The organism is Ruegeria sp. CE12, from assembly GCF_056537525.1.
In genome coordinates this window covers 258,007-283,760 of the sequence record NZ_JBQFRS010000005.1, presented here as the reverse complement: position 1 = coordinate 283,760, position 25,754 = coordinate 258,007, and the positions used below count along the sequence as shown (strand labels likewise).

The window sequence follows — 25,754 nt, the reverse complement described above, 5'->3', positions numbered from 1 at the left end:
GACTCGGGAAGAGGAAAAATCATGTCCGGGAAGGAACTGCCGTCACAGGCCCGCGTGGTGATCGTGGGCGGAGGTGTCATGGGGGTCGGTCTGGCCTATCATCTGGCACATGAAGGTTGGACCGATGTGGTCCTGCTGGAAAAGGCCGAACTGACCAGCGGCAGCACGTGGCATGCGGCCGGTCAGATCACCCATTCGACTAGCTCCTTCGGGCTGGGCAAATGTGTGGATTACAACATTGGCCTGTATTCCGGCGCATTGGAGGCCGAGACAGGTCAGGCAGTGACATGGCACGGCTGCGGGTCCTTCCGGCTGGCTTATACCGAGGACGAGATGGACTGGCTACGCCACACGCTGTCGGTGGGCCGGTCGCTGGGGTTCAACATCGAACTGGTGGGGCCGGAAAAGGTGGCCGAGCTGCACCCGTTCTACAATCTCGAAGGCGTACTGGGCGCGCTGCACACACCCGATGACGGCCATGTGGACCCGACCAATGTGACGATGGCGATGGCTGCCGGCGCGCGTCAGTTGGGGGCGAAGATCATCCGTCATTGCCGGGCGACGAACATCACGCAGGCCGAAAACGGCGAATGGGTGGTCGAGTCTGAGAAGGGCACGATCCGGTGTGAGCATGTGGTGAATGCAGGCGGTACCTATGCCCGTCAGATGGGCGAGTGGTCGGGATTGCAACTGCCGATGACCTCGATGACACACCACTATTTCGTGACCGAACCGGTGCCCGAGTTCGAAGGGCTGGACAAGGAATTGCCGGTCATCCGCGATGACAAGAAAGTTTCCGGCTACATCCGGATGGAGCAAAAGCGCGGGCTGATCGGGATTTACGAGAAAGAGAACTCGAATTCCGTCTGGCACGATCATTGCCCTTGGGATTACGAGAACTGGCTGTTCGACGCTGATTATGACCGGATCATGCCATGGCTTGAGGAAAGCCTGAATCGGATGCCAATCTTTGCCGAGCTCGGCATTCAGCGCGAGGTGCACGGCGCGATTTCGCACCCGCCGGATGGCAACCCGCTGATTGGTCCTGCGCCTGGGGTCCGGAACTACTGGTGCTGCTGCGGGACGCAAATCGGTATCGGCTGGGGGCCGGGACTGACCCGCGAATTGGCGCGCTGGATGGTGCATGGTGCAGCGGATATCTCGATGCGCGAGTATGATCCGCGCCGATTTGGATCTTACGCCACCAAGGACTGGCAAGTCACCAAGGCGCATGAGGATTACAAGCTGCGCCACGAGATTCCCTTTCCGCATTTCAACCGTCTGGAAGGTCGCCCGATCAAACCCTCGCCTCTCTACGAACGGTTGCAGGAAAAGGGCGCGGTCTACGAAGAGGTCTATGGCCATGAACGCCCGCGCTGGTTTGCCAAAGATGGTGTCGAACAGCGCGATCACTATTCATTCCGCCGGAACGTGGTTCACGACATGGTGGGTGCCGAGTGCAAGGCCGTGCGCGAGGCGGTGGGTATTATGGATATTTCGGCTTTCACTAAGGTCGAGGTCTCTGGCCCGGATGCCGAAGCACTTCTGGATCGTCTGGTTGCCAACCGTCTGCCGCAAAAGGTTGGAGGCATCGCCCTGACCCATATGCTGAACCGCCTGGGGCGGATCGAGCTGGAAACCACGGTAGTGAAACTGGATGAAGGCCGGTATTATCTTGTTTGTGCTGCCTTCTTTGAACAACGCCTGCTGGATCATCTGAATCATCAACGCGCCGACGAAGATGTCGAAATCATACTGCGCTCGAATGATTGGGCCGCGCTGAGCCTGAACGGCCCCAAGGCGCGCGAGGTTCTGGCGGCCTGTACGGATGCCAACCTCAGCAATGCTGGATTCAAATGGCTGACCGCGCAAGAGATCGAAGTGGCTGGGCACAAGCTCTGGGCGTTCCGTATGTCCTATGCCGGTGAGCTGGGATGGGAGCTGCACATTCCGCGCGACAGCACGCTGGCGGTTTATGATGCGCTTTGGGAGGCCGGTGCGCCTCACGGTATCACCGATTATGGCTCCTTCGCGATGAATGCGTTGCGAATGGAGAAGGGCTTTAAGGGTGCTGGTGAGTTGACCAATGAGGTGACGCTTGCCGAGGCGGATGTCCTACGCTTTGCCCGCACAGACAAGGATTATCTAGGCAAGGACAAGACTCTGAATACCGATCTGCCGTGGGTGTGTGCTTATCTGGAAATCGAACCCGATGGCATCGAAGACGGGCATGGAGGAGAGGCGGTTCTGCTGGACGGTACGGTTGTCGGATCAACCGCTTCAGTTGCCTACGGGCACACGGTCGGGAAGATCCTTGCCTTTGCCTATATCAAACCGCACGCCAATGTGCCGGGTACCGAGATTGAGGTCGTGATCGCTGGAAATGCGCGTAAAGGGCGCATTCTGGGTGAGCCTGCATATGACCCGCAAAGCGTCTTGCCGCGAACCGATATTGCCATGGAGGCCGCAGAATGAATGTTCCGGCAACGATGAAGGCCATGGTTCTGACCGGCCATGGCGATCTGGACAAGTATGAGTGGCACGAGGACTGGCCGACACCCCAGCCGGGTCAAATGGAGGTGGTGATAAAGGTCGGTGCCTGTGGGTTAAACAATACGGACGTAAACACGCGCACCGGCTGGTACTCGAAAGCGGTGGACGAGGCCACGACCGGTGGTGCCTATTCTGAAGTGGACGATGAAGACAGCACCTGGGGCGGTGCGCCACTGACCTTTCCGCGCATTCAGGGCGCCGATGCGGTTGGTACGGTTGTTGCCATTGGCGAAGGCGCTGATGAAAGCCTGATCGGCAAGCGTGTCATCGTGGCAGGCTGGCTGCGCGACTGGAACGAGCCGATGAACCGCGACAAGGCGGGATACTTCGGATCGGAATGTGACGGTGGGTTTGCAGAGTACACCAAGGCGGATGTGCGTGGTGTCGCTGCGATCGAAACTGATCTGAGCGATGCCGAGCTTGCGACGTTCAGCTGTTCCTATGTCACCGCCGAAGGCATGCTGGACCGGGCCGGTGTGGGTGAGGGGGATACTGTGCTGATCCCCGGCGCTTCAGGCGGTGTCGGCGGTGCGCTGATCCAGCTGTCCAAGCTGCGCGGCGCGCGGGTGATCGCCATGGCGAGCGAGGCCAAACACGGGGACGTGGCCATACTGGGACCGGATCGAATTTTGCCACGCAGCCCCGAGAACCTGAGAGCAGAACTGAAGGGTGAGAAAGTCACCGTTGTTGCGGATGTGGTTGGCGGGTCCATGTGGCCAAAGCTGATCGATATGCTGGAACGCGGCGGGCGGTACACCTGTTCCGGTGCCATTGCGGGGCCGTTGGTCGAGTTCGATCTGCGGACATTCTACCTGCGCGATCTAACCTTTACCGGCTCGACGGTGAACACGCCCGAGAACTTTTTCGATGTCGTGAAATACATAGAGAATGAACAAATCAGGCCAGCTTTGGCCGCCACATACCCGTTAGCTGAACTGAGAGAGGCCCAGCAGGCCTTTATCGACAAGTCTCATACCGGCAACATTGTGGTGATCCCGTGACCCGACCTGCATTTGAAAATCTACTGGAACAGGCGCGTACCGCGCATGGCAGTCAGACCTGTCTAACTCAGTTCTGTCCTTTTCCGGATGACCTGCGTGAACAGCCTGTAGAGCCATTCCACATCCCGGCTGCGGATATTCTGAGCCGTGAAACCGGTCTTTATTCGGATGCCTTGGCAGAGTTTCGCGATGCTTTTGTTGCGGCCAGCCCGGTGGCGCAATGGCGCGAGACCTATAAGGGCACGGATATCGGCCAGGATTTCATGGATCGGTTTGCCTGCTACACGCTGATCGGTGAGGGTGGTCCGTGGCTGAGCGCGCAGATGAGCAGCTATGTGGTCTATATGCCGCCCAACCTCTATTACCCTTGGCATCATCATCCTGCCGAAGAGATGTATCTGGTTCTGGCGGGTGAGGCCGAGTTCATGCGTGAAGGTGACGAGCCGGAAACGCTGCGGCCCGGCGATCACTCCTTCCACGCCAGCAATCAACCGCACGCCATGCGGACCGGGGATCATCCGGTCATGGCCTATGTGCTGTGGCGCAACAATTTGGAATCCCCTCCGGTTCTGACAGAACGCGACGTTGCCTGATGAAGATCACCCGTATCCGTATTTTCCAGACCGGTCTGCCCTATGTGGGCGGTGCTTATGTCTGGGGCGCGGGGAATGCGATTGAGACGGCCACGGCGTCAGTCGTTGTCGTCGATACGGATGCGGGTTTGCAGGGTTGTGGTGAGTTCACGCCCTGCGGCGAGAATTACATGGTGGCCCATTCCGAAGGAGTGCCGGCACTGGCCCGGCTGGTCGCGCAGCAACTGTTGGGAGAAGACCCACGCAACGTGGCGCGGATCGAACAGGTCATGGATCATCTGGTGCAGGGGCATGGCTATGCCAAGTCCCCGTTTGATGCGGCCTGCTGGGATGTTCTCGCGCAGTCGCTGAACGCCCCTTTATATGCGGTTTGGGGCGGCAAGCTGACGGACGGTGCGCCGATGTACAGGGTCGCGCCGCAAAAGGGGACTGAGGAGACCATTGCTGAGATGGACCGGTACCGCGAACAGGGCTATCGGCAGTTTCAGATCAAGGTCGGTGGCGATTGGGTTGCGGATATTGACCGCATTCGTTCGACCGTTCCCCTTTTGAAATCTGGTGAGAAGGCTATGGCCGACGCCAATCAGGGCTGGCGGGTGGACAATGCTCTGCGGGTGGCGCGGGAGACGCGGGATCTGGACTACATCTTTGAACAACCCTGCCGCACTTATGAGGAGTGCATGCAGGTCCGTGCCCGCATCGATCTGCCGATGAAGCTGGACGAATGCGTGACCGGCGTGCACATGGCACAGCGCATCGTGGCGGATCATGCAGCGGAGCTGGTATGTCTGAAAATCTCGAACCTTGGTGGCCTGAGCAAAGCAAAGCGGGTGCGCGACTATCTGGTCGAGAACCGCATCCCCGTGGTCGCCGAAGACACCTGGGGTGGTGAGATCACAACAGCGGCGCTGGCGCATTTCGCGGCAACAACGCCACACGAATACCTGCACAACACCACGGACCTTATGAATTACAACACCCGGTCGACCGGTATTGGCGGGGCAACGGCGCGTGACGGGAAACTGTATGCACCCGAGACGCCCGGCCTCGGCGTGGTTCCGGATTTCGACAGCTTGGGTGATCCGGTAGAGGAGTTCAGCGCATGACAGAGCAGGCCATTGCAACCGTGATGATCGACGATGACCGCGTGCGGGTAACGCGGCTCGATTTTGCCCCCGGGGCGGAAACCGGCTGGCATCGCCATACGATGGACTATGTCATCACCGCCGTGACCGATTGTCATATGCGTCTGGAGCAACCCGATGGCACCGCAAAGGATGTCACCGTTCCGGCCGGAACGGCCTATCGCCGGGATGAAGGTGTCGAGCACAACGTCATCAATGCCGGACCTGCACCCATGTCTTTTGTCGAAGTGGAGCTGAAATGAAGATCACCCGCATCTCGGTCTATCACGTCGATTTGCCACTGGAACATCCCTATTGGTTGTCCGGCGGACGGTTGAAGTTCGAGGTTCTGGACGCGACTCTGGTCAAGATCGAAACCGATGCTGGGCTGACAGGCTGGGGTGAGGGTACGCCGTGGGGGCATACCTATGTGCCCGCACATGGCCCCGGCATTCGCGCCGGGATCGAGACGATGGCGCCGTTTGTCATGGGCCTTGATCCACGCCGGGTGCTGGATGTGGAGCGGGCGATGGATATCGCCTTGCCGGGGCATCTGTATGCCAAAAGCCCCATCGACATGGCATGCTGGGACATTGCCGGGCAGGCTGCAGGTTTGCCGATTGCCGATCTGATGGGCGGTGGCTCCCGCACGCCGCGCCCGATTGCTTCGTCAGTCGGGGCCAAGACGGTGGACGAAACCCGTGACGTGATGGAGCGGTACCGCAGTCGCGGATATATCGCGCATTCCGTGAAGATCGGCGGCGATGTCGAGCGCGATATCGCCCGGGTCCGGGATGTCGAAAGCATCCGGAAACCCGGCGAGATCGTACTTTATGATGTGAACCGGGGCTGGACCCGTCAGCAGGCCTTGCGGGTCATGACCGCTTGTGAAGACCTGAACGTGATGTTCGAACAGCCATGCGAGACACTCGATGATATCGCCGCAATCTCGGGCCGCCATGGGTCGCCTGTTTCTGTGGATGAAAGCCTGGTGACTCTGCAGGATGCTGCGCGGATTGCCCGCGATGGATTGGCTGAAGTCTTTGGGATCAAGCTCAACCGGGTTGGCGGGCTGACCAAGGCGGCGCGGATGCGGGATATCGCCCTTGCGCATGGGATCGATATCTTCGTCATGGCTACCGGCGGCACGGTTCTGGCGGATACCGAAGCATTGCATCTGTCGGCGACCATTCCCGATGACAACTGCCATGCGGTCTGGGCGTGTCAGGATATGATCACGGTCGATATCGCGGGTGGGCGTGGTCCACGCAATGTCGAGGGCCATTTGCACCTGCCAGAAGCTCCGGGCCTTGGTGTACATCCTGATGAAGAGACGTTGGGCGATCCGGTGGCGGTATATCAATGACCAAAATTAAGCGCATATCGCTGTGGCATGTGCCACTGACCAGCCACGAGGCCTATTACATGGCCGATGGCAAAACATGTGACACGGTCGAGACCGTAGTTCTGGCATTGGATACCGATGATGGGCGAACAGGTTGGGGAGAGGTCTGTCCGATCCCGCACTATCTGCCAGCCTATGCGCGAGGTGTGGCGCCTGCAGTGCAGGAGATGGCGTCTGTCCTGTTGGGCGCCGATCCGGTCGGGCCTGAGGCGTTGATGGCGCAGCTGGACCGGCATTTGCAGGGGCATGTATATGCCAAGTCTGCCATCGATATTGCATTGTGGGACCTGACCGGGCAGGTCGCAGGTCTGCCGCTTTATGCCTTGCTGGGCGGGCGGCGTGCAGAGACGATGCCGCTTTATCATTCGATCACCTGCATCGCACCTGACGAGATGGCCCGGATCGCACAGGAAACGCAGAATCAGGGCATACGGCAGTTTCAGGTCAAGCTGGGCGCTGATGGGGACTGGCAGGCAGATGTCGCGCGGTTGCGGCTGGTGCGCGAGGCGGTGGGCGAGGGCCCATTGGTCTATGGCGACTGGAACTGCGGGGCTACTTCTCTGGATGCAACCCGGGTGGGCCGGGCCGTGGCTGATCTTGATGTCATGCTGGAACAACCCTGTGCAACGATAGACGATTGCGCCCGTGTACGCGCGGCGACCGGGTTGCCGATGAAGATGGATGAAAGCGCCCATGATACCGCCAGCTTGCTTGAGGCCCACGCCAAGGGGTGCATGGATGCGGTGGCGGTGAAACTGTCGAAATTCGGTGGCTTGTCCGCCTCGCGCTGTGCGCGTGATCTGTGCCAGCATTTGGGTGCAAAGATGTGCATCGAGGATACGTGGGGATCGGATATCACCACCGCTGCCCTGTTGCATCTAGGAGCGTCTACCGACCCGGCGAGGGTGATGAATGTGTGTGACCTGTCGGGTTATGTTGCGCCTCGCCTCGCCCCGATGGGGCCGGTTCGAAAGGATGGACGTATTGCGCCGCCTGAGGAGGCTGGGCTTGGGGTTGCGCCGGACCGGCATGCATTGCCTGAACCGGATATGGTCCTTGACTGAAATTTGACTCTTTGGTCAAAATTGACATAGCCGAACGCCAGAGGAACGGATCACATGGACAAAATCATCTCACAGACTGACTGGATCGAGCGCGCCAAAGCTGTGCTGCCGGGTGGCGGGTTCGGGAACTTTGACCCTTCGATCTTTATTCGCGATGGGCAGGGCAGCCGGGTCTGGGACGAGGATGGCAAGGAATATGTCGATCTTCTGATCGGATCGGGTCCGATGTTGCTGGGCCATGGTCACCCGGAGGTTCTGGAAGCCGTTGCCGAACAGATGCCAAAGGGCATGACCTTTTTTGCCAATAATGCCCGCGCCATCGAACTGGCCGAAGAGATCTGCTCCGCTGTCCCATGCGCCGAGCAGATCCGCTATGTCTCATCCGGCGGTGAGGCGGATATGTACGCGATCCGTCTGGCCCGCGCCTTTACCGGTCGCGACAAGATCGTGAAATTCGAAGGCGGTTATCACGGGATGAGCGCCGAGGCGCAGATGAGCCTTGCACCAGATCGGATGGTAAACTTCCCGCAGGCGGTTCCGGACAGCGCGGGCATTCCTGAAAGCGTTCAGGCTGAGATGCTGATCGCGCCGTTCAACGATCCGGACTACATCCGTTCGCTGCTGGCTGAACATGGGGACGAGGTCGCCGGGATCATTGTCGAACCGCTGCAGCGGATCATCCCGCCCGAGCCCGGATTCCTGCAGCTGCTGCGGGAAGAGGCGGACAAATACGGTATCGTGCTGATCTTTGATGAGGTTGTCACCGGTTTCCGCTTTGCCTATGGCGGAGCGCAGGAGCTGTATGGCGTGACGCCGGATGTGGCGACACTCGGTAAGATCATCGGCGGGGGCTTTCCGCTGGCCGCGATTGCGGGACGCGCTGATATCATGGCGCATTTCGACAAGGCTGCTGTCGGGGCCGATAAGTGGCTGATGCAGCTGGGTACGCTGTCCGGTAACCCGGTTGCAGCGGTCGCGGGCCTCAAGACGATGGAAGTGCTGAAGCGGGATGGTCAGTTCGACCTGCTGCGGGCCAATGGGCAGCGGCTGATGGATATGGCCAAGGCAGCGCTGGACACGCATGGCATCGCGCATCGGATCGTCGGAGACCGTACCCTGTTCGAGATCGTGTTCACCAATGGTGAGATTCGCGATTATCGCGATGTGTTTGGTGCGGATACGGCCAAAGGCGCGAAGTTCAATGCGGTCCTGATGCAAAACGGCATGTTCAAATCGGCAGGCAAGACCTATCCGTCACTGGCGCTGACGGACGCTGATTTCGAACTGTGTGAAGCCGCCTATGCCAAGGCCGCACAGGCGGTTGCCGAAATGTAGCGGGCAGGCGGGGCTCAGTACACGTCTGCCATAACGAGGCGCACAATGTCCTCGCGCTGGATGCCGCGGGCTGCAAGCTCTTCGTCGGTCAGCTCGTGCAGGGCCTTGATTCTGAGGACCTTTGCATTGGCTTCTCCAACGCTGATCAGGGCCTCGTAGATACCGTTGAAGATATCGCCGACGACCGCCAGCAGGTTCATGACGGCTGAACGGTGAGATGTGGAATGTGCCATGAGCAGTTCCCCTTTTGGTCTGAAACAGACGCGGGGAACTTAAGCTCTGTGCTGCGGTGCAGCTAGCCGCGTTTGCGAATAGCCGCTGTGCGTTTCGTGCAAATCTGCATTGGAAATGCCAGATTTACGGGCGGGTTCAGGCCGAAAACACCTCGTCTGGCGGCACCTGCAGGGCTGTTGCCAGTGCATTGGTCTGGCTTGCCATTGCGATAACTGCAAGCAACTCGCCATACATCTCGTCCGTCATGCCCTTGGCGCGTGCGGCTGCAGAATGTGAATGGACGCAGTATTCGCAGTTGTTTGCCGTGGATACGGCGACATAAAGCAGTTCCTTGACCAACGGATCAAGCGCACCCGGTGCCATCACTGTTTTCAACCGGTTCCATGTCGCGTGCAACAGATCGGGGTCATGGGCTAGCGCGCGCCAGAAGTTGTTGATGTATTCCGTGCCTCGGGTGGCGCGAATATCTTCAAAGACCGCCAGCGCCTCGGCGCTGACGTCTTCGTCCGTCAAAAGGCGAACTGTTGCCATGATCAGACCATCGCAAAGATGCGGGCCGGGCCGCCAGAGCCACCCCGATGGGCTGGAGCGCCAACAACCAGCGTTGCGCCCGTGGCCGGAACCTTGTCGAGATTTGCAAGGTTCTCGATACCGTAGCGGTTGGTTGGCAACCACGCATAGTGGGTTGCGAAATCAGCCGACGGCCCGTGATCCAGCGACAGCGTATCAACGGCCATCGCAATGGCCCCGGTGTCTTCCATCAGCATCTGCGCGGCTTCGACGTGGAAGCCGGGAAAATGCATCTTGCCTTCGCCGTCGGCATTCCTGAAGCCGGGGGTTGCGGTTTTGGGCCCCCAGCCGGAATGCATGGCAATGCAGAACCTTTCGGGGAACGGGCCATTGGTGTCGATCCAGATATTCAGATCATCAGGTGTGACCTGCGTATCCGGGTCATCCTGCGCGCGCTCGGCGATATCCACAACGCATAGCGGGCAAACCAGATTTGAGACCGGGATTTCATCGACGGACTGACCATCGGCAGAGAAGTGTAGCGGGGCATCAATATGCGTACCGGTGTGTTCGTTCACAGCCAGGTTGAACAGATTGAAGCCATGGTCCTTGAAATTGAAGGCCTGGGTCGCCTCGATCCCGGGTTCCCCGAAATAGGTCGGGAATTCGGCGTCATAGACATGGGTCATGTCCACAACCTCGCCATGGCCCTGAGCCATTGCAGGTGTCCCGGCTGCAGTTCCCAGTGTCGCTCCGGCGGCCATTGCAGCACCGCCTTTGAAAAATGACCGCCGGGACAGCATTCTGTCTTTCACGGCGTTCATCACGCAAACATCACACATAATAAAGCTCCCTGTTCTAAAAATTCTCTGTAGGTCCGGAGTTTGCGCCGGATACGCTGATCAACCTAGCACGAATCCCCGATTGTCCCCTTTATGGGGTTGAACATACCTTTCGGTGCGTTCAATTTATTGCGAAATACAATTCCGCATAGCGAAATCATGCATCGTGAATGCTGATTTGAAAGAGGAGACAGGGCTGATGTCCCAGGCAGTAGAATATGAACGTATCGGCGAAATCGCGGTGCTTGCGGCAAACAACCCGCCAGTCAATGCGCTGGGTGTTGACGTGCGTCGTGGCCTACTGGCCGGGATAGAACGCGCCGAAACCGAGGGGGCAAAGGCCGTTCTGATTTACGGCAAAGGCCGGACTTTTTTTGCCGGGGCAGACATTCGTGAATTCGGCAAACCACCTCTGGAACCCTTTTTGCCATCGCTGTGCAATCGGATCGAGGCGTCTCCTTTGCTTGTCGTCGCAGCCCTGCATGGAACGGCGTTGGGAGGCGGGCTGGAGGTTGCATTGTCCTGCCATTATCGCATCGCTGTCCCCTCGGCCAAAGTCGGACTGCCCGAGGTCAAGCTGGGAATCATTCCCGGTGCAGGCGGGACGCAACGTCTGCCCCGCATTACTGGTGTCGAGGCCGCATTGGATGTGATCACCACGGGACGGCAGGTGCAGGCTGATGAGGCCCTGAAGCTGGGCGTTGTCGATAAGGTTGAGGACGGCGAACCGCGCGACATCGGGCTGGCCTACGTCCGGGAGTTGCTGGACATGGATGCGCCACGCCGCGCCGTCGGCGAATTGCCTGTTCCTGATCCGGTAGATTTCGATTCCGTCTATGATTCCGTGTTGAAGAAAGGCCGTGGTCAGCTGTCTCCGGCGGTCGCGGTGCGCGCTGTGCAGGCCTGCTGCGAAGCCGAGAGTTTTGCGGACGGCATGGCGCGTGAGCGAGAGTTTTTCCAGGATCTTTTGGTGTCAGATCAGAGCAAGGGTCTGAGGCATGCCTTTGCCGCCGAACGCGCTGTTGGAAAGCTGCCGGAACTGAAAGACGTGGACCCGCGAATGGTGCATCAGATCGGTGTGATCGGTGGCGGAACGATGGGTGCAGGGATTGCCACGGCGGCTTTGCTGTCGGGGTTACCCGTGGTTCTGTTGGAAATGTCCAATGAGGCTGCAATTGCTGCGAAGGAGCGGATTGCAGGAAATCTGGCCGGGGCCGTGAAGCGTGGAAAGCTGAGCAAGGACCACCACGACGACATTCTGGAGAACAAGCTTGAGCTTGCCACCGGCTATGATGCGCTGAGCGGCGTTGATCTGGTGATCGAAGCCGTGTTCGAGGACATGGCGGTCAAAAAGCAGGTCTTCACCCAGTTGGATGAGGTCTGCAAAAAGGGTGCGGTTCTGGCGACCAACACCTCATATCTTGATGTGAACGAGATCGCGGCAATGACCAGCCGGCCAGAGGATGTGATCGGGCTGCATTTCTTCTCGCCCGCGCATGTCATGAAACTGCTGGAGATCGTGGTCGCGGACAAAACCGCGCCTGACGTGGTCGCAACCGGGTTTGCCCTGGGTCAGCGGCTGCGCAAGGTTTCAGTGCGGGCGGGGGTTTGTGACGGCTTTATCGGCAACCGTATCCTGAATACCTATCGCGCCTGTGCCGATCACATGGTTCTGGACGGTGCCAGCCCCTATCAGATCGACAAAGCGCTGACGGATTTCGGTTTTGCCATGGGGCCGTTTGCGGTGTCGGATCTGGCGGGACTAGATATCGGTTGGGCGGGGCGCAAGCGTCGTCGGGCCGAGGGGATGGATCCACGTGCACGCGACAGCTCATACGCAGACAAGCTGTGCGAGGACGGGCATTTCGGTCAAAAGACCGGCAAGGGCTACTACATATACGAGAACGGCAAGCGCGGCGGCGTGCCGAACCCGGATGTGATGCCGTTGATCGAGGCGGATCGTGCGGCGCAGGGTATCACGCCGCGGGTGTTTTCTGATGAAGAAATTGTGCGCCGCTATATGACCGCCATGGTCAATGAGGCTGCTAGGGTCGTGGGTGAAGGTATCGCGCGCCGTCCGTTGGATGTGGATGTGACGCTGCTCTATGGTTACGGATTTCCCCGCTATCACGGCGGGCCGCTGAAATGGGCTGATCTGCAAGGGTTGGCCGGGGTGTTGTCAGATATCCGGAACTGGTCGGAGGAAGATGACTATTTCTGGCAACCGGCACCTTTGCTGGAGCAGTTGGTGACCGAAGGGCGTACATTTGACGGTCTGAACAAAGCTGGTTGAGAATCTACCGTCGGCTGGCGAGAGCGTCAGGTGTAGTCTCGATGGAAGGCGTGGCTGCACGCCGTCCACTTCGTAGCCGTATTGCAAAACGCATTGGCTGATCGCAGTGTTGGCTCGCAGTTTATGTACGGAGCGGTGGAGTGCACTTGAAACAGAATGACGGAGATCACCCACGGGTCCGGCGGTCCGGTTGCCAGAATGCGGTCGGGTTCGAGATTGATTTGTCCGACCCCAAGGGATGTGTTCGCTGTCACCTTACGATCCGTGAGGATCACCTGAACAGTCAGGGCATCCTGCATGGCGGTATCATTGCCATGTTGCTGGATGTGGCATGTGGGAATACGGCTTCTGCCTGGTTTGATCGCGAAGAGCATCCCATGGTGCTGACGCTTTCGCTCAACACCAGCTACGTTGCAGCAATCAGAAGCGGCCGGGTGACCGCCGTGGGACGACCGTCAGGAGGCGGACGCAAGCTGGCCCATATCCACGGAGAACTGCACAGTGAGGATGGGGTTTTGATCGCCACGGCAGCAGGAGTGTTCAAGCGCGGTTCCGCAAGATAAAGCACGGAGTTCGTTCGCGTCCGCGCGACTTTGGCTTTACCAATCCAGCCAGTGGTTTTGGGCCCGGCATCGCGCGTTGCGCGCTGCCGGGCCCAACAGACGGAGATGTTCCGTCAGGAACATTAACGACTGGCGGGAGAGCGCTGATGTTAATCGAGCGCCGTTTCTGCCGCCGCACGAACGGCGCGGATGTTTTCGCCATACACCTCGGGATTGGATACGGAGCCACCCTTGAAGACCGCTGAACCGGCCACCAGAACATCAGCGCCAGCGGCTGCGACCAGTGGGGCGGTTTTTGGGTCGACACCGCCATCGATTTCGATGTGGATCGGGCGGTCTCCGATCATGGACCGCAGCCGGCGGACCTTGTCGGTCATGTCGATGAATTTCTGACCGCCAAATCCCGGGTTCACCGTCATCACGCAGACAAGATCTGCAAGGTCCAGAAGATGCTCAACCGCTTCGGCCGGAGTGCCGGGGTTCAGTGCGACACCGGCTTTCATCCCGGCTGCCCGGATTGCTTGCAGCGTGCGGTGGGTGTGTGGTCCGGCCTCGACATGGGCGGTCAGGATATCGGCCCCGGCGTCGGCATAGGCCTGAATGTAAGGGTCGACCGGAGTGATCATCAGATGCACGTCCATCACGGTTTTCACATGTGGCCGAAAGGCTTTTACTGCTGGCGGACCAAAGGTCAGGTTCGGAACGAAGTGCCCGTCCATCACGTCGATATGGACCCAGTCAGCGCCCTGCGCCTCGATGGCCTGAATCTCCTGCCCGAAATTGGCGAAATCGGCGGAAAGGATCGACGGAGCGATCTTGATGCTGCGGTCAAAGCTCATGCTGGCCTCGTGGATTGGAGTGCGTTGCGGCTGATATAGGTGGTTTTTGCAGTCGCGGACAGTCGTATCTGCGTTAACGCGGTACATTGTGGGGCTGCGCATTGGTCTGCAACAACCTGTGCTGTTCACCGCACATTCTGATTTCAGTTGAGGACTTAGGACCTGTACTCGGATTGTCTGACCCGTATCTTCATAACTATATGAAGAGATGAATTAATTCGGGGAACGGGCAGTGTTCGGTTACAGGTCATCCAGAAAAGACGCGCAGGTGCAGGCCAACTACGAAAAAGGCCGGAAGGATGTGCTCTACTCAAAACAGCTCAGTAAACGTGGCCGAAAAATGATGTGCTGGTTGCCAATCGGGCTGATCATGGCTCGGGCAAAAGTGAGTGGTGCGGAGAAACCCGACTTTTCGCTGATTCCCGATTGGGCAAGTCTTGCACCGATCGAGCGCAAAGCGCTGAGTATTGCGCATCTTGCCATGTACGGGGATGAGGGTGATGTGATCGATGCGATGACTGCCCACCCGCATTTGAGCGGCTGGGTCATGTCCATTCAGCGCAGCGCCAGAAGCTACATGGAAGAACTGGGTAGCAAGACCCTTGATCGTGCGATGCTCGATCATGAATATCTGACCGATTTCGGTAATTGGTCGAATCTAAAGCCCTATCCGCATGCAGAGGGCGCAGCCCGCCTGCCGCATTTCATTGCAGTCCTCGTCTATACGACCCTCTCAGCCGAACTGCGTTTTCTTGACAGGCGATACACCCTTCCCGACCCGGGTTTTGAAATCTCGATCGGTGACAATGGGTTTCTCAACTGGCTTGAAGAATACCGTGATCCGGATTTCTGGCCCGAACTGATCCGGGGAATGAACCCTGATCTGGATTCGGCGCTGCCTGTCATCGGATGGATCGTTCAGCAGCAAGATTGCGATCGTGCTACTGCGGCGATGGCTTTTGTTCTTTTGGGCGGAGACAGCACTGTAGGTAAAAGCAGGGCAGACCTGCGTGGCCAGCGCGAGAATCTTTGCGCGGATATCTGTGAGCGGGCCGCGAATGGTGGTTATGAGCCTCAGGAGTTGTCATTGGCGGCAATGGGTCTGGCCGAGGACCCGGCGGAACGGATTCGAAGATACGCGAACGCCGAGATCAGCGGTGACATTCCTTCACCTGCTGCCCTGTTCGCTGGTTCTGTCGATGGAAGAGCCCCACAAACACCGTTTTACATCCACTCGGAAGATACAGTCGCGCTGGCACTGATCTGACCGTTGGCTGATGGGCAGCACGCCCGCCGCCGTTACAAAACTTTCATCGCAGTGACACACAGCCGTTGATTCCGAGCTTTAGCTGACCCCCCAACACGATTTGGGGGTGGCACGTGCTGCGCATAGAAAAACTGACCAAGCGCTTCGGCGAAAATGTTGCCGTGGATGCTGCGACGCTTGATGTAGACAAGCCCTGCATGATCGGAATTATCGGGCGGTCCGGTGCAGGCAAGTCGACACTGCTGCGGATGATCAACCGTCTTACGGATTCGAGTGAAGGTCAGATTCTGTTTGAAGGTCGGGACATCACCCAACTGAAAGGTCGCGACAAGCGCGCATGGCAGGCCGACTGTGCGATGATCTTTCAGCAGTTCAATCTGGTACCCCGCCTTGATGTTGTCTCAAACGTTCTGCACGGGACGCTGAACCGGCATTCGACCCTGGCCACAATGTTCAACCTGTTCCCGATGGAGGATATCCACCGGGCAATCGATATCCTGGACCGCCTGGGCATTGCCGAGCATGCGCCTAAGCGGGCCGAAGCCTTGTCGGGCGGCCAGCAGCAGCGCGTCGCCATCGCACGCGCTCTGATGCAGGATCCCAGTATCATTCTTGCGGATGAGCCGATTGCCTCGCTGGACCCGATGAATGCACAGGTCGTGATGCAGGCCCTGCGCCGTATCCACGAAGAGGACGGCCGCACTGTCATTGCAAACCTTCACACGCTGGATACCGCGCGTCGCTATTGCGATCGCGTGGTTGGCATGCGCGACGGGCGCATCGTGTTTGACGGGTTGCCCGAGCAGCTGACCACCGGGGTTGCCCGCGAAATCTATGGCGCCGACGCCAGCTTCTCGGAAGAGGCGACATCGACCGAGATCGAAACGCTCGACGCCACCCAGAAGGCCCTGATGGAAGCCGAGGCCACCATCTGAGCCACCCCCACCACCTTTCATCGCCCGGCCCGATGAGAGGTCGGGGTAATCAAACTGGAGAGAGACAGATGAAAAAACTAATGGCTGCCCTTGTTGCGACCACTGCCATGGCCGCACCTGCAATGGCTCAGGACATCAGCGAGTTCCGCATCGGTATTCTGGGCGGCGAAAACGCTCAGGACCGTCTGAACAACAACGAGTGCCTGCGGGAATACACCGAAGAAGCGCTGGGCGTTGAGACCAAGCTGTTTGCCCCTGCCGACTATAACGGCGTTATTCAGGGTCTGCTGGGCGGCACCATCGACATGGCATGGTTGGGCGCGTCGGGCTACGCAAAAACCTATCTGAGCGATCCTGAGGCGGTTGAGCCGGTTCTGGTCAAAGTGAATGTCGACGGCGGCTACGGCTACTACTCGATCGGGTTCGCACGCAAGGACAGCGGCATCGCCTCGCTTGACGACATGAAGGGCAAGACCTTTGGTTTTGGTGACCCGAACTCGACCTCGGGCTATTTGATCCCGTCGATCGAAATCCCGCAGGCCACTGGTGCGACCATGGATTCAGGCGACTACTTTGGTGAAGTGAAGTTCACCGGCGGTCACGAGCAGACCATCGTTGCGGTCAACAATGGCGACGTTGACGGTGGCGTTACCTGGGCTGACGGTCTGGGCAACTGGGAAGACGGCTACAACTCGGGCGCCCTGCGCCGCGCTGTTGATGCCGGTCTGGTCGACATGAACGACATGGTCGAAATCTGGAAATCCAAGCCGATCCCGGAAGGTCCGGTAGTTCTGCGCACCGCGCTGCCTGCGGATGTCAAAGAAAAGATGACTGCCCTGATGGCTGGCCTGCATGAGAAAGACCGCGAATGCTTCTACGGTGTTGCCGCGGGTGAGGCAAAAGCGTTCGAGCCGATCACGCATGACGCCTACGAAATCATCATCGAAGCACGCAAGCTGAAGTCCAACTAAGCCTGCCTATCCAATGATCGGGGTCTGGTATTGAACCGGACCCCGTTTTCCCCTCAGGAGCATTCCATGACAGACCTGACTGCAGGGTCCCAAAGCGTCGATCAGATCCGCGACGAATATACAGCGATGACGCGACGCAAGAGGGTCTATGGTGGTATCCTTCTGATCCTGTTTGTGGCTTTGATGGCTGCGGGATTCCGCACCGCTGACAGCCGCAATGCGGGAAGCTTCACCGACGGCTGGCATCGCATTCTGGACTATCCGGCAGAGGTGCTGTCGGAAGCTTGGGAAAAGATCGGCGCGATGCCGGCGAACCTTGTCGAGTTTTTTCCCGCATTGATCGAGACGCTGAACATCGCGGCGGCGGCGACTCTGGTCGGGACGATCGGCGGAACGTTTCTGGCGCTGATGTCAACGCGAGGTATGGCGCTTTGGCCATCCCTGATCCCGGTCTTCCGCCGGATCTCGGATATCTTCCGCGCCATACCCGAGATCGTGATTGCGCTGGTTCTGATCTTCATTCTGGGTGGTGGCCCGATTCCGGCGATGATCGCCATTGCCATTCACACGGCGGGCGCGCTGGGCAAGCTGTTCTCAGAGGTCAATGAAAACGCCTCGCTCAAACCGGTTGAAGGGTTGCAGTCGGTCGGGGCCAACTGGTCGCAGCGCATGTATCTGGGCGTGATCCCGCAGGTCGGGCCGAACTATGTCAGCTATGCGCTATTGCGGTTCGAGATCAACATCCGCGCCTCGGCCATTCTGGGCTTCGTCGGTGCGGGTGGTCTGGGCTATGAGCTGCGTAATGCCATGTCCTGGGGGCAGGGGCGTTACGATGAGGCCGCGGCCATCTTCATCCTGCTTTTCGTCACCATCGTTATCGTGGATCAGCTATCCGGGCTGCTGCGCGACCGCCTGACCCACGGGTCGGAAAAAGGAGCTACGGCATGAGTACCTTTGCCACCGACCTGTCGATAGATGACCTCAAGGCCGAGGCCGACCGCCTGTTCAGCCGCAAGCGTATCGTGAACTTTGGATTGCCGGGATTGGTTGTCCTGTACCTGATCTATGTCTTCTTTGCCTTTGACGTGCCAGGGCTGGCCGAACGCGCCAATTGGGAAAACGGCAAGACGCTGGTTTCGGATAGCTACAGCTACAAAACCCATGTCGAGCGCGACAACCGCAATGGTGAAGTCTCGGTTGCCATCGAAGGCGAACGGAAGGGGGCCTATCCCGAGGGGACCGCACCGGATTGGGTCGCGTTAGGTGAGACGACCGTGATCGATCTGGAAGACGGACACGTTGTGCGCTTTGGTCCCGAGACGGTCGAGTACGATATCCCGGGTTATGGAAGGGTACGCGCGACACCCAGCCGATCCGCTGGCGTGCAGGCGGAATTGCCGTCAGGGGATGTGCCTGAATGGATCAATGTCTCCAAGAACCGTTTGGCGATCACGACGGATGCGGGCCGTCTGACGGTTACCCGCAACCGATCAGAAGTGTTCCGCTATTTCACCGGTTGGGAGCTGTTCTGGTTCACGCTGGATAGCCCGTATTACGGAAAATCCTTCTCGGAGTTGATGGGGCGTGCCGCATCAGGTGAAGCCGGTGCGATCTTCAATGACTTCTGGACCAATAAGATGTGGCGGCATCAGGATGTGGCCTGGGCGATCTTTGAGACCATTCTGATGGCCTTTCTGGGAACCCTTGGGGCTGGCCTGATCGCATTGCCGCTGGCCTTCATGGCGACGCGCAATTTCAATCCGTTGCGGTCGGTACGCTTTGTCACGCGCCGGGTGTTCGATTTTGTCCGTGGCGTGGATGCGCTGATCTGGACAGTTGTTCTGGCTCGGGCCTTTGGTCCCGGTCCGCTGACAGGGGCACTGGCCATTCTGGTGACGGATACCGGCACATTCGGCAAGATTTTCTCGGAGGCGCTGGAAAATGTGGATCAGAAGCAGATCGAAGGTGTGCAATCCACCGGAGCGAACGCGCCACAGCGCTATCGCTTTGGGGTGATCCCGCAGATCACTCCGGTGTTGTTGAGCCAGTTGCTTTACTTCCTCGAATCCAACACCCGCAGTGCCACCGTAATCGGTGCGATCACCGGCGGTGGGATCGGTCTGCTGCTGACGCAGGCCATCATCACGCAAAAAGACTGGGAAGAGGTCGCCTATTACATCGTCCTGATCATCCTGATGGTGATGCTGATGGATTGGTTCTCGGGCTGGCTGCGCCGACGTCTGATCCAGGGTGAAACCGGAAAGACGCGCAAGCCGCGGGATCGCAAGGGCAAGCCATTCCTATTGCCGTGACCTAAGAATAAGGACAAAAAGACCATGGCGCGACTGCGTTCCGACCAGCCGTTCATCCATCCCGATTGCCAGATTGCCGGCAGCACCTTTGGCGAGTTTGTCGAGATCGGTGCCGGTACCCGCGTGGCGAATTCCGAGTTCGGCGATTACTCCTATTGCGACCGAACCTGCGACATCGCCAATGCCCGGATCGGCAAGTTTGCGAACATCGCCAGTTTCACTCGGATCGGGGCGACCGATCATCCGATGGAGAAAGCCTCGCTGCATCATTTCCACTATCGGTCAGCTGATTATTGGGACGATGCCAAGGACGATGCCGACTGGTTTGCCCATCGTGCGGGGCGCACAGCGTTTATCGGCCATGATACCTGGATCGGGCACGCCGCGATCATCAAGCCCGAGGTTACCATCGGCCATGGTGCGGTCGTCGCCTCTGGTGCGATTGTCACCAAGGATGTAGCGCCATACACGATTGTTGCGGGCGTGACTGCACAACCGGTGCGTCGTCGTTTTCCCGAGGATATTGCAGATCGCATGATGGCACTGGCCTGGTGGGATTGGGACAACAGCAGGCTTCGTACTGCCCTGCCAGATTTCCGTGCCATGTCTGCCGAAGCATTTCTGGAAAAACACGAGGCGTGATCAAGTCAGCCAAGACGGCTCCCGCGCCCGCAGGGGCATAGGCTGCGCCGGGCCCAACGGGATGAGGCCTCCGTCAGGAGGCTGAAGACGGGCGGGAGCACTCCAGTTATTCATCGCTTAGGGTAAGTGTCACGCGCTCACCCGCGAATACGGTCTTGCCATATTCAACGGGCTGTCCGTCAGGATCAGCGTTTACCCCCAGCGAATGCAGCACGGGGGCGCCTTCGGTCAAATGCAGGTGCAGTGCCTGCGTTGCGCTGGCGGATCGCGCGGTCAGGCGGGTCGAAATACGGGTGTAATCCGGCACCCCGCAGGTTTGCAGAGCCTTTGTCACCGATGCATTTTCGGACAGGGCGTCCAGCAGGTCGGGAAAACGCTCTGCCGGAAAGACGCTCTGAAACAGACCCACAGGTTGCCCGTCAGCCAGAGACAAGCCGTCATAGACATGAACCGGGTCACCTGTTTGCAGGCCGAGCGCTTCGGCCTCGGCCTCATCAGACGCGCGGGTTGTCAGGGCCAGCACCCGTTTGCCCGGGATCTTGCCGCTGGCCGAGATGTTCTTGTGGTATCTGACACGTTTGCCAATCGGGTAGTCGGTGGGGCGAGCCGAAACAAAAACGCCTGCACCGCGTCGGGCGTGGACCAGTCCGCGCTCGGCCAGATCGGACAGCGCTCGCCTGACGGTATGCCGGTTTACGCCATGGGTTGCGGCCAGTTGCGCTTCGGTCGGCAGGCGGTCGCCGGTATTGTAGCGGCCCTCGGCAATGTCCGAGGTCAGGGTCAGAGCGATGCTTTTCCAGATCGGTGTTTTGCTCATGTCATAAAAACTTCACGGCTGAGGAGATTGCGACTCGAGATCGACAGGTGTAATATTTGTCTAGTTGTATAGTAAAAATAGACAACCTGGCCAAGAGGCTTTGATGGTGGAACAGACAGATAAATCAGCCGAAGCGCGGCAAGCATGGATGGGTGTGCTGGCCCGGGCGCCGCAGGATGCCCTGATGGCACTATGGGACGGCCTGCAGCTGAACCCGACATATGAATGGCTGCGAGCGCCCGAAATCGGTGGCGTCATGGTGCGCGGTCGCACAGGCGGCACGGGTGCCCCGTTCAATCTGGGTGAGATGACAGTGACGCGATGCTCACTGGTGCTGAAGGATGGTACGGTCGGGCACGGCTATGTTCAGGGTAGGTCCCGGGATAAGGCCCGGACGGCAGCTTTGGTCGATGCGCTGATGCAGACCGGGTCTGCCGACATGGTCCGGGCAAAAGTGATCGATCCGCTGACGATGCAGATGCAGGCCGCCAAAACGGCACGTGCGGCCAAGGCAGCAGCCACCAAAGTCGAGTTCTTCACCATGGTACGCGGAGAAGACCAATGAACGCACAAACCCAATTCTCGGGCGGGTTCCGAAACGCCCCGGTTGATGCCTCACATGCCTTTCGTGCGGCAATGACCGTCATGGCGCGACCTGGAGAGATTCGTGACCTGACTGGCGCTGAACCCCCTGCACCTTTGTCCATAGCGGCGGGTACGATGCTGTTGACCCTATGTGATCCTGAAACCCGCGTTCATCTTGCCGGGGAGGCTGATACCCAAGCGGTGCGGAAATGGCTGGCCTTCCATACCGGCGCGCCGATTGTTGCGGCAGCTGAGGCCGATTTTGCGGTTGGCCGCTGGAATGATCTCATGCCGCTGAACACTTACCGGATCGGTACGTCGGAGTATCCTGACCGGTCTGCCACGCTGATCGTGGAATGCGATGCGCTCGAACAGCAGGGTGCGGCACTCAGCGGACCGGGCATCAGGGACGTGGCGCATCTTTCGCTTCCGGATATCGCTGTCCTGCAAGGCAATGCGGCGCTCTACCCACTGGGATGCGACTTTTTTTTCACCAGCGGAACGCAAGTCGCGGCATTGCCGCGCAGCACGCAGATCAGGGCGGAGGGTTAAGCGATGTATGTTGCTGTCAAAGGTGGTGAGAAGGCCATCGAAAACGCCCATGCCTGGCTGGCTGAGGAACGGCGCGGATCAACGGATGTTACCGAACTGAGCCTTGCGCAGATCCGGGAACAATTGAGCCTTGCCGTGAACCGCGTGATGGCTGAGGGGTCCCTGTTCGATCCTGATCTTGCGGCGCTGGCGATCAAACAGGCGCGCGGCGATCTGATAGAGGCAATCTTTCTGATCCGGGCCTACCGCACGACACTGCCGCGATTTGGCTATTCCAATCCGGTTGAAACAGGTGACATGGCGTGTGATCGCCGTATCTCAGCCACCTTCAAGGATGCGCCAGGCGGGCAGGTGCTGGGCCCGACCTTTGACTACACGCACCGTCTGCTGGATTTCAAACTGGCCGCTGACGGAGAGGTGGCTGCAGCGCCCGAAGGTTCTGCCCGGCAGGAGGCAACACCGCATATCACCGAATTCCTCAAGGGTGAGGATATCATTCAGGACGAGCCGCCCAGCGACGCAACACCGGGAGACCTGACGCGTGAGCCGATGGAGTTTCCGTCGAACCGGCCACTGCGCCTGCAATCCCTGACACGCGGGGATGAGGGCTTTGTGCTGGGCATGGCTTACTCAACTCAGCGTGGCTATGCCCGCAACCACGCCTTCGTAGGAGAGTTGCGGATCGGTAAGGTAGCTGTTGAGATGGATATTCCCGAACTGGGGTTTGCCATTGAGATCGGCGAGATCGAGTTGACCGAATGCGAAACGGTGAACCAGTTCAAGGGCTCCAAGACCGAACCGCCGCAATTCACGCGCGGATATGGGCTGGTATTCGGCCAGTCGGAACGTAAATCCATCGCGATGGCTCTGGTCGATCGCGCCCTGCGCTGGGAAGAGCTGGGTGAGGACAATCTGGGCGCCCCTGCGCAGGATGAGGAATTTGTCCTCAGCCACTCAGACAATATTCAGGCCACCGGTTTCCTCGAACATATCAAGCTGCCGCACTACGTGGATTTCCAATCCGAGCTGGAACTGGTCCGCAAACTGCGCCGCGAGGCCGAAGAGCGGATCACGCCGAAGGAGGCAGCGGAATGAAGGCCGTCGTTTTTGATATCGGTGGCGTGCTGGTTGACTGGCAGCCGCATCTTGCCTGGGTTGAAGCATTGGGTTCAGAAGAGGCCGCGCACGCGTTCATCGAGCGCACGGATTTCCTGACGCGTAATGCCCGCGGAGACAACGGCGAACGCTTTGCCGATCTGGCGCAGGAACTTGAGGACCCGCAGGATCAAACCCTGTTTGCCGCTTACGTCGAACTGTACACGCGCACCGTTGAAAACCCGATCCATGGTACATGGGATGTGCTGGAGCGGCTTAAGACGCAGGGAACTCCGGTTCATGCCATCACCAACTGGTCAGCTGAAACTTGGCCGGAAGGGTTGAAGGTTCATCCGCGTCTTGGCGATGTTTTCGGAACGCTTGTCGTTTCGGGGCAGGAGGGTGTGATGAAGCCCGACGCGCGGATTTTCGAGTTGCTCTGCGAACGGGCAGGCATCGCGCCTCAGGACTGCGTGTTCATTGATGACGGTTTGCACAATGTCGAAGGCGCGCGTGCTGTCGGCATGGACGGCATTCACTTTACCACTCCGCGAGCCTTGGAGATTGAGTTGACCGAAAGAGGTTTCCTATGAGCGAGTATAATTTCGCCTATCTGGATGAACAAACCAAACGAATGATACGCCGTGCCATTCTCAAGGGGTTGGCGGTGCCCGGATATCAGGTGCCTTTCGCCAGCCGCGAGATGCCGATGCCCTATGGCTGGGGTACGGGTGGGGTGCAGGTTTCTGCCGCAACCCTGACGCCCGAGGATACGTTCAAGGTGATCGATCAGGGTGCGGATGATACGACCAACGCCGTTTCTATCCGTAAGTTCTTTGAAAACACTGCAGGTGTTGAGACCACGGAAGAGACCGAGAAGGCAACGGTCATCCAGACGCGCCACCGTATCCCCGAGGCAAAGCTGCGCGAGGATCAGATCATCGTCTATCAGGTGCCGATCCCGGAGCCTCTGCGCTTTCTGGAACCGCGCGAGACAGAGACGCGCAAGATGCACAGCCTCGAAGAATACGGTTTGATGCATGTTAAGCTGTATGAGGACATCAGCCAGCACGGCGCGATCTCGACCGCTTATGCCTATCCGGTGAAAGTCTCGGATCGCTATGTCATGGACCCGTCGCCGATCCCGAAATTCGACAACCCCAAGCTTGAGATGGATGCGATCCAGCTGTTTGGTGCGGGGCGCGAGCAGCGGATTTACGCGGTACCCCCGCATACCAAGGTCGTGAGCCTTGACTTCGAGGATTACCCGTTTGAGGCGACCAAGGCCAATCATCCCTGCGACCTGTGCGGGGCCGAAGACAGCTATCTGGACGAGGTGATCATGGATGACGCAGGCAACCGGATGTTTGTCTGCTCGGACACCGATTATTGCCGGTCACGCCGCGAGGCGGGCCATGTGGGCCGACTGGCCGAGGAGGACGCGGCATGACCCCCCTGTTGCAGGTCAAAGGCATCGAGAAACGCTATGGCGCGCGGATCGGATGCACTGATGTAGATTTCGATCTCTATCCCGGTGAGGTGATGGGGATTGTCGGTGAAAGCGGATCGGGTAAGTCGACGCTGCTGAATTGTCTGGCCGGGCATCTTGAACCCGACGCAGGGCAGGTGGTTTTTGACACCCGTGCCGATGGGCTGGTGGATACGGTCACCATGTCGGAACCCGAGCGTCGGATGCTGAGCCGAACGGACTGGGCTTTCGTGCATCAACATGCGCGTGATGGTCTGCGCATGTCGGTCAGTGCCGGGGGCAACATCGGAGAGCGGCTGATGGCCGTCGGTGACCGGCACTATGGTGATATCCGCGATAAGGCAATCGACTGGCTTGGGCGGGTCGAGATTGAAGCGGCGCGGGTTGATGAACGGCCAACAGCGTTTTCGGGCGGGATGCAACAGCGCCTGCAGATTGCGCGCAATCTGGTGACCGGCCCCCGGCTGGTGTTTATGGACGAACCAACGGGTGGGCTGGATGTTTCGGTTCAGGCGCGTTTGCTGGACCTGCTGCGCGGGCTGGTGCGCGAAATGGGGCTGAGCGCCATCATTGTAACCCATGATCTGGCGGTGGTTCGCCTTTTGGCGGACCGGTTGATGGTGATGAAAGATGGCCACGTGGTCGAGGCCGGGCTGACCGATCAGGTGCTGGATGATCCACAGCATGCCTACACTCAATTGCTGGTCTCCAGCGTGCTGCAGGTGTGAGGGCG

Annotated in this window: 27 protein-coding genes; 22 read left to right on the top strand and 5 right to left on the bottom strand. The window is 58.9% G+C overall.

Annotated features, from left to right (window positions below):
* Nucleotides 1–21: 21 nt before the first annotated feature.
* Genes ACR0IO_RS14310 through ACR0IO_RS14275 form a run of 8 tightly spaced genes read left to right on the top strand, consistent with a single transcriptional unit; the run spans nucleotide 22 to nucleotide 9,075 of the window.
* On the top strand, nucleotides 22–2,475 hold the full coding sequence (locus ACR0IO_RS14310; RefSeq protein ID WP_480742312.1) for an FAD-dependent oxidoreductase: 2,454 nt from the start codon (nucleotides 22–24) through the stop codon (nucleotides 2,473–2,475).
* The gene (locus tag ACR0IO_RS14305; RefSeq protein ID WP_480742311.1) at nucleotides 2,472–3,554 is read left to right on the top strand and encodes an alcohol dehydrogenase family protein; all 1,083 of its coding nucleotides are present in this window, start codon (nucleotides 2,472–2,474) and stop codon (nucleotides 3,552–3,554) included. The genes ACR0IO_RS14310 and ACR0IO_RS14305 overlap by 4 nt, the downstream gene beginning before the upstream one ends.
* The gene (locus ACR0IO_RS14300; protein WP_480742310.1) at nucleotides 3,551–4,147 is read left to right on the top strand and encodes a dimethylsulfonioproprionate lyase family protein; all 597 of its coding nucleotides are present in this window, start codon (nucleotides 3,551–3,553) and stop codon (nucleotides 4,145–4,147) included. The genes ACR0IO_RS14305 and ACR0IO_RS14300 overlap by 4 nt, the downstream gene beginning before the upstream one ends.
* Nucleotides 4,147–5,253, top strand: a complete 1,107-nt coding sequence (locus ACR0IO_RS14295; RefSeq protein ID WP_480742309.1) for a mandelate racemase/muconate lactonizing enzyme family protein — start codon at nucleotides 4,147–4,149, stop codon at nucleotides 5,251–5,253. The genes ACR0IO_RS14300 and ACR0IO_RS14295 overlap by 1 nt, the downstream gene beginning before the upstream one ends.
* Complete coding sequence (locus ACR0IO_RS14290) at nucleotides 5,250–5,534, top strand: cupin domain-containing protein (RefSeq protein WP_480742308.1); 285 nt, start codon at nucleotides 5,250–5,252, stop codon at nucleotides 5,532–5,534. The genes ACR0IO_RS14295 and ACR0IO_RS14290 overlap by 4 nt, the downstream gene beginning before the upstream one ends.
* The gene (locus ACR0IO_RS14285) at nucleotides 5,531–6,637 is read left to right on the top strand and encodes a mandelate racemase/muconate lactonizing enzyme family protein (RefSeq protein WP_480742307.1); all 1,107 of its coding nucleotides are present in this window, start codon (nucleotides 5,531–5,533) and stop codon (nucleotides 6,635–6,637) included. The genes ACR0IO_RS14290 and ACR0IO_RS14285 overlap by 4 nt, the downstream gene beginning before the upstream one ends.
* Complete coding sequence (locus tag ACR0IO_RS14280) at nucleotides 6,634–7,740, top strand: mandelate racemase/muconate lactonizing enzyme family protein (protein ID WP_480742306.1); 1,107 nt, start codon at nucleotides 6,634–6,636, stop codon at nucleotides 7,738–7,740. The genes ACR0IO_RS14285 and ACR0IO_RS14280 overlap by 4 nt, the downstream gene beginning before the upstream one ends.
* A gap of 54 nt (nucleotides 7,741–7,794) precedes the next feature.
* Nucleotides 7,795–9,075, top strand: a complete 1,281-nt coding sequence (locus tag ACR0IO_RS14275; RefSeq protein ID WP_480742305.1) for an aspartate aminotransferase family protein — start codon at nucleotides 7,795–7,797, stop codon at nucleotides 9,073–9,075.
* A gap of 14 nt (nucleotides 9,076–9,089) precedes the next feature.
* On the opposite strand, the gene ACR0IO_RS14270 is transcribed toward ACR0IO_RS14275, so the two are convergent.
* From ACR0IO_RS14270 to ACR0IO_RS14260, 3 genes are all read right to left on the bottom strand, one after another.
* Nucleotides 9,090–9,308 (bottom strand): DUF1127 domain-containing protein, encoded by a 219-nt coding sequence (locus tag ACR0IO_RS14270; RefSeq protein WP_155148811.1) that lies wholly within the window; start codon nucleotides 9,306–9,308, stop codon nucleotides 9,090–9,092.
* Between the two features lie 136 nt (nucleotides 9,309–9,444).
* Nucleotides 9,445–9,840, bottom strand: a complete 396-nt coding sequence (locus ACR0IO_RS14265) for a carboxymuconolactone decarboxylase family protein (protein WP_480742304.1) — start codon at nucleotides 9,838–9,840, stop codon at nucleotides 9,445–9,447.
* A 2-nt stretch (nucleotides 9,841–9,842) separates the two neighbouring features.
* Complete coding sequence (locus tag ACR0IO_RS14260) at nucleotides 9,843–10,661, bottom strand: cyclase family protein (protein WP_155148815.1); 819 nt, start codon at nucleotides 10,659–10,661, stop codon at nucleotides 9,843–9,845.
* A 199-nt stretch (nucleotides 10,662–10,860) separates the two neighbouring features.
* Here ACR0IO_RS14260 and ACR0IO_RS14255 point away from each other — a divergent pair, with 199 nt between their 5' ends.
* Together ACR0IO_RS14255 and ACR0IO_RS14250 are read left to right on the top strand one after the other, a co-directional pair.
* A complete protein-coding gene (locus ACR0IO_RS14255) occupies nucleotides 10,861–12,954 on the top strand; it encodes a 3-hydroxyacyl-CoA dehydrogenase NAD-binding domain-containing protein (RefSeq protein ID WP_480742303.1) in 2,094 nt (697 codons plus the stop codon).
* Nucleotides 12,955–13,100: 146 nt separating this feature from the next.
* Nucleotides 13,101–13,517, top strand: coding sequence for a PaaI family thioesterase (locus ACR0IO_RS14250; protein WP_480742302.1), 417 nt, complete (start codon nucleotides 13,101–13,103; stop codon nucleotides 13,515–13,517).
* A gap of 149 nt (nucleotides 13,518–13,666) precedes the next feature.
* Here ACR0IO_RS14250 and rpe read toward each other — a convergent pair whose 3' ends face one another.
* Nucleotides 13,667–14,356: a ribulose-phosphate 3-epimerase gene (gene rpe, locus ACR0IO_RS14245; RefSeq protein ID WP_480742301.1), complete on the bottom strand. Its 690-nt coding sequence runs from the start codon at nucleotides 14,354–14,356 to the stop codon at nucleotides 13,667–13,669.
* A gap of 232 nt (nucleotides 14,357–14,588) precedes the next feature.
* Between rpe and ACR0IO_RS14240 the strand changes: the two genes are divergently transcribed.
* From ACR0IO_RS14240 to ACR0IO_RS14215, 6 genes are all read left to right on the top strand, one after another.
* The gene (locus tag ACR0IO_RS14240) at nucleotides 14,589–15,623 is read left to right on the top strand and encodes a hypothetical protein (RefSeq protein ID WP_480742300.1); all 1,035 of its coding nucleotides are present in this window, start codon (nucleotides 14,589–14,591) and stop codon (nucleotides 15,621–15,623) included.
* A gap of 113 nt (nucleotides 15,624–15,736) precedes the next feature.
* Entirely contained in the window at nucleotides 15,737–16,558 is an 822-nt protein-coding gene (phnC, locus tag ACR0IO_RS14235; protein ID WP_368669835.1) for a phosphonate ABC transporter ATP-binding protein, read from the top strand.
* 68 nt (nucleotides 16,559–16,626) lie between these two features.
* Complete coding sequence (gene phnD / locus ACR0IO_RS14230) at nucleotides 16,627–17,529, top strand: phosphonate ABC transporter substrate-binding protein (RefSeq protein ID WP_480742299.1); 903 nt, start codon at nucleotides 16,627–16,629, stop codon at nucleotides 17,527–17,529.
* 66 nt (nucleotides 17,530–17,595) lie between these two features.
* Entirely contained in the window at nucleotides 17,596–18,477 is an 882-nt protein-coding gene (phnE, locus tag ACR0IO_RS14225) for a phosphonate ABC transporter, permease protein PhnE (protein ID WP_155148826.1), read from the top strand.
* Nucleotides 18,474–19,841 carry a phosphonate ABC transporter, permease protein PhnE gene (gene phnE / locus ACR0IO_RS14220; protein WP_480742298.1) on the top strand — a complete coding sequence of 456 codons (1,368 nt, stop codon included), beginning with the start codon at nucleotides 18,474–18,476 and terminating at the stop codon, nucleotides 19,839–19,841. Before phnE (ACR0IO_RS14225) ends, phnE (ACR0IO_RS14220) begins: the two co-directional genes overlap by 4 nt.
* Nucleotides 19,842–19,865: 24 nt before the next feature.
* A complete protein-coding gene (locus ACR0IO_RS14215) occupies nucleotides 19,866–20,483 on the top strand; it encodes an LbetaH domain-containing protein (RefSeq protein ID WP_480742297.1) in 618 nt (205 codons plus the stop codon).
* 106 nt (nucleotides 20,484–20,589) lie between these two features.
* Here the strand turns inward: ACR0IO_RS14215 and phnF are convergent, their stop codons facing one another.
* The gene (gene phnF, locus ACR0IO_RS14210) at nucleotides 20,590–21,300 is read right to left on the bottom strand and encodes a phosphonate metabolism transcriptional regulator PhnF (RefSeq protein ID WP_155148831.1); all 711 of its coding nucleotides are present in this window, start codon (nucleotides 21,298–21,300) and stop codon (nucleotides 20,590–20,592) included.
* A gap of 103 nt (nucleotides 21,301–21,403) precedes the next feature.
* Between phnF and phnG the strand changes: the two genes are divergently transcribed.
* Genes phnG through phnK form a run of 6 tightly spaced genes read left to right on the top strand, consistent with a single transcriptional unit; the run spans nucleotide 21,404 to nucleotide 25,749 of the window.
* Nucleotides 21,404–21,865: a phosphonate C-P lyase system protein PhnG gene (gene phnG, locus ACR0IO_RS14205; protein WP_480742296.1), complete on the top strand. Its 462-nt coding sequence runs from the start codon at nucleotides 21,404–21,406 to the stop codon at nucleotides 21,863–21,865.
* A complete protein-coding gene (gene phnH / locus ACR0IO_RS14200; protein WP_480742295.1) occupies nucleotides 21,862–22,437 on the top strand; it encodes a phosphonate C-P lyase system protein PhnH in 576 nt (191 codons plus the stop codon). The genes phnG and phnH overlap by 4 nt, the downstream gene beginning before the upstream one ends.
* A gap of 3 nt (nucleotides 22,438–22,440) precedes the next feature.
* Nucleotides 22,441–23,532 (top strand): carbon-phosphorus lyase complex subunit, encoded by a 1,092-nt coding sequence (locus tag ACR0IO_RS14195; RefSeq protein WP_480742294.1) that lies wholly within the window; start codon nucleotides 22,441–22,443, stop codon nucleotides 23,530–23,532.
* Complete coding sequence (locus tag ACR0IO_RS14190) at nucleotides 23,529–24,125, top strand: HAD family hydrolase (protein WP_480742293.1); 597 nt, start codon at nucleotides 23,529–23,531, stop codon at nucleotides 24,123–24,125. Before ACR0IO_RS14195 ends, ACR0IO_RS14190 begins: the two co-directional genes overlap by 4 nt.
* Complete coding sequence (locus ACR0IO_RS14185; protein WP_170334236.1) at nucleotides 24,122–24,982, top strand: alpha-D-ribose 1-methylphosphonate 5-phosphate C-P-lyase PhnJ; 861 nt, start codon at nucleotides 24,122–24,124, stop codon at nucleotides 24,980–24,982. The genes ACR0IO_RS14190 and ACR0IO_RS14185 overlap by 4 nt, the downstream gene beginning before the upstream one ends.
* Nucleotides 24,979–25,749 carry a phosphonate C-P lyase system protein PhnK gene (phnK, locus tag ACR0IO_RS14180; RefSeq protein WP_155148845.1) on the top strand — a complete coding sequence of 257 codons (771 nt, stop codon included), beginning with the start codon at nucleotides 24,979–24,981 and terminating at the stop codon, nucleotides 25,747–25,749. The genes ACR0IO_RS14185 and phnK overlap by 4 nt, the downstream gene beginning before the upstream one ends.
* Nucleotides 25,750–25,754 lie beyond the last annotated feature (5 nt).